General features: G+C 38.9%; 3 protein-coding genes and 1 pseudogene. 3 read left to right on the top strand and 1 reads right to left on the bottom strand.

From position 1 onward, the window contains the following. Window positions 1–89 (bottom strand): annotated as a pseudogene (locus QM867_RS10540) (IS5/IS1182 family transposase); the annotation flags it as partial. Window positions 90–141: 52 nt separating this feature from the next. Between QM867_RS10540 and QM867_RS10535 the strand changes: the two are divergent. The 3 genes from QM867_RS10535 to parC all read left to right on the top strand — a co-directional run bounded on the left by QM867_RS10535 (window position 142) and on the right by parC (window position 4,848). Further along, on the top strand, window positions 142–969 hold the full coding sequence (locus QM867_RS10535) for a hypothetical protein (RefSeq protein ID WP_414315738.1): 828 nt from the start codon (window positions 142–144) through the stop codon (window positions 967–969). Window positions 970–1,056: 87 nt separating this feature from the next. After that, window positions 1,057–1,875, top strand: coding sequence for an aminoglycoside 6-adenylyltransferase (locus tag QM867_RS10530; RefSeq protein WP_414315737.1), 819 nt, complete (start codon window positions 1,057–1,059; stop codon window positions 1,873–1,875). 495 nt (window positions 1,876–2,370) lie between these two features. Continuing rightward, window positions 2,371–4,848 (top strand): DNA topoisomerase IV subunit A, encoded by a 2,478-nt coding sequence (gene parC, locus QM867_RS10525; RefSeq protein ID WP_414315736.1) that lies wholly within the window; start codon window positions 2,371–2,373, stop codon window positions 4,846–4,848. Window positions 4,849–5,025: the final 177 nt, after the last annotated feature.

Here is a 5,025-nt window from a genome sequence, read left to right as displayed (position 1 = left end):
GCTAACATCTCTTCAAAAGTAGTGCGCTGAACACCAACAAGGCGTTTAAAGCGTGCATCAGTTAATGGTTTACTTACTTCATAATTCATAGTTTTATTGTATCATATTTTGTTTCGCAGGAAGTCTAGTATAGGAAATATTATGGCGAGACAGAATTATTTTGATATTTTGAATCGGATGGAATTTGATCCACAGAGAGAGTTAAAAAATTTGATGGATTTATTGGAAATGGAGAGAAATTTCAAGAGTATCTATTATGAAACAAGTTTAAATAGTGCGATTTCTGATAATTTCTTAGATTATCCTAATCGTTCAACCTTTACCAGTTATTCACAAATGGTAGAATTTGTTGGATTGAATATCTATAATACAACTGAACAACTATTTGTTTTCTCTGAGTTCTTAGTCGATATTTTTTGTAATCTTGCGGAAAAATTTACTGAGGAAGAGAGTGAGTTTATTCAAATTATATTTGATAATATTAAAAGGTTTTTAGAATTATCAAATCATGAATTGATTACATTGGACAATGGTAACAAAATCATTGTTGAAAAGAATGTATATGCCTCAGAAGCTTCTCAGATTGTATCTGAAACTAGTATTGAAGAGGCGATAAAGGTCTTAGAATATAATCATTTTTCAAATAAGGGAAATATTCAGCGTAAGAAAGAAATACTTATTGCTTTAGCGAACTACCTTGAACCGTTTAGAAGAGAACTAAATTATTCTGAAGAATTAAAAGATATTATGAAAGTTAACAATCAAAAGGTTATCGCGTTTGAAAAACTTTTTGAAATGTATAATAATTTTGGTTTAAGGCACAATAATTCAAATCAATATCATCTTGATTTGGCTGATGATGAATTGGAACAATGGTATGATGACATCTATACATCGACTTTATTTGTTATTCTAGGATTGGATGAAGCTAGAATTTTGTCGAAATTAAAAACTTTAAGAGAAGGATAGCTGAATCTTTTATAGTGGATTAACTATTTTAACTTGAGAAATAGTATGCTAGTAGACAGTAATATCAAATAAAGAACAGGGGTTAATATGAGAACTGAACCCGAAATGCTTGATTTAATTTTTCAAACCGCAAAAGTGCTCCAAGTCGAGGCTGTCGCCATGTCTGGTTCACGGACAAATCCAAAAGCACCAAAAGATGAGTTTCAGGATTACGACGTAGTCTATGTTGTGGACGACTTAGATAATCTGACGAGCGACCTTGCTTGGTTGCACCAGTTTGGTACACGTAACATTGAGCAACATAATATCCTAGGTAACCGTCGTCTCTACCTCATGCTTTTCGAAGACGGCAACCGAATCGATTTAACCCTCTGCCCCAAAGACCACATTCAAGAGTGGGTAGAAAGCGAAGCGGATTTCACGGTGCTAGAGGACACTAATGGCTTGTTTGAGACCTATTCTCCAAGTCCAGAGCGTTACTGGATAACCCCAGCTACTGAGACGGATTTTGAAAAATCTTGTAATGAATTTTGGTGGGTGTCAGCCTACGTGGTCAAAGGAATTTGTCGTAAGCAACTTATCTATTCGACTGACCATCTCTACGGTATTTGTCAGCAAGAACTCTTAAAAATCTTAGCTTGGCAAGTTGCAGCTGATAAGGGGACGATTGATATTGGCAAGAACTACAAGTATCTCTTTAACTACTTGCCTTCTGAGAAGGAGAAGGTCTTCTCAAATCTACTTGATTTCTCGAGTTTAGACAAAATCATTCAATCTTTATTGGCTACGATGCAACTTTTCCACCAAGAAGCTCAAAGACTTGCCCAAAAGATGGGCTTTGACTACGATAGGGAAGTAGCTGAGAAGATGATCGGGTATGCTGAGCAGAGACTTCTTAATCGCTGACTAATTTAAAAGATTAAACTACGGAAAGGGCCGTTTGGTTACTGAGGGTAACTAAATTCCTTTACTCTGTAAAACCTACTCTACATTCTTTGAAAGGAGTTGAACACGCCCTAAATGCTGTATGAAAACTCTTGACGCATCTTTTAAAACGTATTTTAAACTACAGAAAGGATAGTTTGGTTACTAGAGGTAACTGAACACGGGACTAATTTCTTAGGAAAAAAGATAAATCGCTTTGGGTTCATCGAACCCTGCATCGATTTCCTATTTTTCTACAGAAATTTTCGGCAATCCGAAACGTCCCTTTGTATCTTATATGAATAAGGGACTAATTCCTGTAAAGTATCCTTCACTGTATAAAATCTACTCTACATTCTTTGAAAGGAGTTGAACACGCCCTAAATGCTGTGTGAAAAAGATAAATTCTCTTGAGAGCGTCGCTCGCTTTAAGAATTTCCTATTTTCACTTTGCATTTTACGGGCTTTGTATCCTATATGAGTAACATTCAAAACATGTCCCTGGAGGACATCATGGGAGAGCGCTTTGGTCGCTACTCCAAATACATCATTCAAGACCGGGCTTTGCCAGATATTCGTGATGGATTGAAGCCGGTTCAACGTCGTATTCTTTATTCAATGAATAAAGATGGTAATACCTTTGACAAGAGCTACCGTAAGTCGGCTAAGTCTGTCGGGAACATCATGGGTAATTTCCACCCACACGGGGATTCTTCTATCTATGATGCCATGGTCCGTATGTCTCAGGATTGGAAAAACCGTGAGATTCTGGTTGAAATGCACGGGAATAACGGTTCCATGGACGGAGATCCACCTGCGGCTATGCGTTATACTGAGGCACGTTTGTCTGAGATTGCAGGATATCTCCTTCAAGATATCGAGAAAAAGACAGTTCCCTTTGCTTGGAACTTTGACGATACCGAGAAAGAGCCAACTGTCTTACCAGCAGCCTTTCCAAACCTTTTAGTCAATGGTTCAACTGGGATTTCAGCTGGTTATGCCACAGATATTCCGCCGCATAATTTGGCTGAGGTCATTGATGCTACGGTTTATATGATTGACCATCCGACTGCCAAGGTTGATAAGTTGATGGAATTCTTGCCTGGGCCGGATTTCCCTACAGGTGCGATTATCCAAGGCCGTGATGAAATCAAAAAGGCCTATGAAACTGGTAAAGGGCGCGTGGTTGTTCGTTCCAAAACGGAAATTGAGAAGCTTAAAGGTGGTAAGGAACAAATCGTTATCACTGAGATTCCCTATGAGATTAATAAGGCTAACTTAGTCAAGAAAATCGATGAAGTTCGTGTCAATAACAAGGTGGCAGGTATCGCTGAGGTTCGTGATGAGTCTGACCGTGATGGTCTTCGCATCGCTATTGAACTTAAGAAAGATGCGAATACCGAGCTTGTTCTTAACTATCTTTTCAAGTATACTGACCTACAAATCAACTACAATTTCAATATGGTTGCGATTGACAATTTCACCCCTCGTCAGGTTGGGATTGTACCAATCTTGTCTAGCTATATTGCCCACCGTCGTGAAGTGATTTTGGCGCGTTCTCGCTTTGACAAGGAAAAGGCTGAAAAACGTCTCCATATCGTGGAAGGTTTGATTCGTGTCATCTCTATCCTGGATGAAGTTATTGCCCTTATCCGTGCTTCTGAGAACAAGGCTGACGCTAAGGAAAACCTCAAGGTCAGCTATGATTTTACAGAAGAACAGGCTGAGGCCATTGTTACCTTGCAATTGTATCGTTTGACCAATACAGACGTTGTTGTCTTGCAAGAAGAAGAAGCAGAACTCCGTGAAAAGATTGCCATGCTTGCAGCTATCATTGGTGACGAACGAACTATGTACAATCTCATGAAGAAAGAACTCCGTGAAGTCAAGAAGAAATTTGCGACTCCACGTTTGAGTACTTTAGAAGATACAGCAAAAGTGATTGAGATTGATACAGCTAGTCTTATCGCTGAAGAAGATACTTACGTCAGCGTGACGAAGGCGGGCTATATCAAACGTACTAGCCCTCGTTCCTTTGCAGCTTCAACACTTGAAGAAATTGGTAAACGGGATGACGATCGATTACTCTTTGTTCAATCTGTCAAAACTACCCAGCATCTCTTAATCTTTACAACACTTGGAAATGTCATCTATCGACCAATTCATGAATTAGCAGATATTCGCTGGAAGGACATCGGAGAGCATCTGAGCCAGACCATTACAAACTTTGAAACCAACGAAGAAGTGATCTATGTAGAAGTTGTGGATCAATTTGATGATGCGACAACTTACTTTGCAGCGACTCGTCTAGGTCAAATCAAACGTGTCGAACGCAAAGAATTCTCTCCATGGAGAACCTATCGCTCTAAGTCTGTCAAATATGCTAAGTTGAAAGATGATACTGACCAGATTGTAGCAGTAGCTCCGATTAAATTGGATGATGTCCTGTTGATTAGTCGAAACGGTTATGCCCTCCGCTTTAACATCGAAGAAGTGCCAGTTATTGGTGCCAAAGCTGCAGGGGTGAAAGCCATGAATCTCAAAGCAGATGATGTGATACAAGCAGCCTTTATCTGCAACACTTCATCTTTCTATCTTTTGACGCATCGTGGAAGTCTTAAGCGCGTTTCGATTGAGGAAATTCCAGCAACCAGTCGTGCTAATCGTGGTCTTCAAGTCCTTAGAGAATTAAAGAGCAAACCACATCGTGTCTTCCTTGCTGGTGCAGTTTCTGAACAAGGATTTGTTGGAGATCTCTTTAGTACAGAAGTAGAAGATGGAGAGCAAACGCTTGTCATCCAATCAAATAATGGAACGACTTACGAAGCAATCCTACAAGATTTAAATCTATCGGAACGCACAAGCAATGGAAACTTCATTTCAGATAGCATTTCTGATGAAGAAGTTTTTGATGCTTATCTCAAAGATATCTTTAAAGAAGACAAAGAAAATTAAAAATCAGTCCTAGTGACTGAGTCAGATTGAAGACAAAGTCCTTAGAACTCAAGTTTCTAAGGGCTTTTCTTTGTGTAAAGTCGTATAATAGAGGTAAGAAGAGTTGTGAGGTGTTCCCTATGTTTCACAAAGAAAAACCTGATTATAATCGTAAGCAATATGGTTTCTATACAATAG

The organism is Streptococcus infantis, from assembly GCF_047463635.1.
Classification (GTDB): domain Bacteria; phylum Bacillota; class Bacilli; order Lactobacillales; family Streptococcaceae; genus Streptococcus; species Streptococcus infantis_W.
This window is presented reverse-complemented; position numbering and strand designations above follow the sequence as displayed.

Excerpts from the sequence above, each read along its gene's own strand:
- QM867_RS10535 (WP_414315738.1), top strand. The coding sequence starts at position 142 with ATGGCGAGACAGAATTATTTTGATATTTTGAATCGGATGGAATTTGAT.
- QM867_RS10530 (WP_414315737.1), top strand. The coding sequence starts at position 1,057 with ATGAGAACTGAACCCGAAATGCTTGATTTAATTTTTCAAACCGCAAAA.
- parC (WP_414315736.1), top strand. The coding sequence starts at position 2,371 with ATGAGTAACATTCAAAACATGTCCCTGGAGGACATCATGGGAGAGCGC.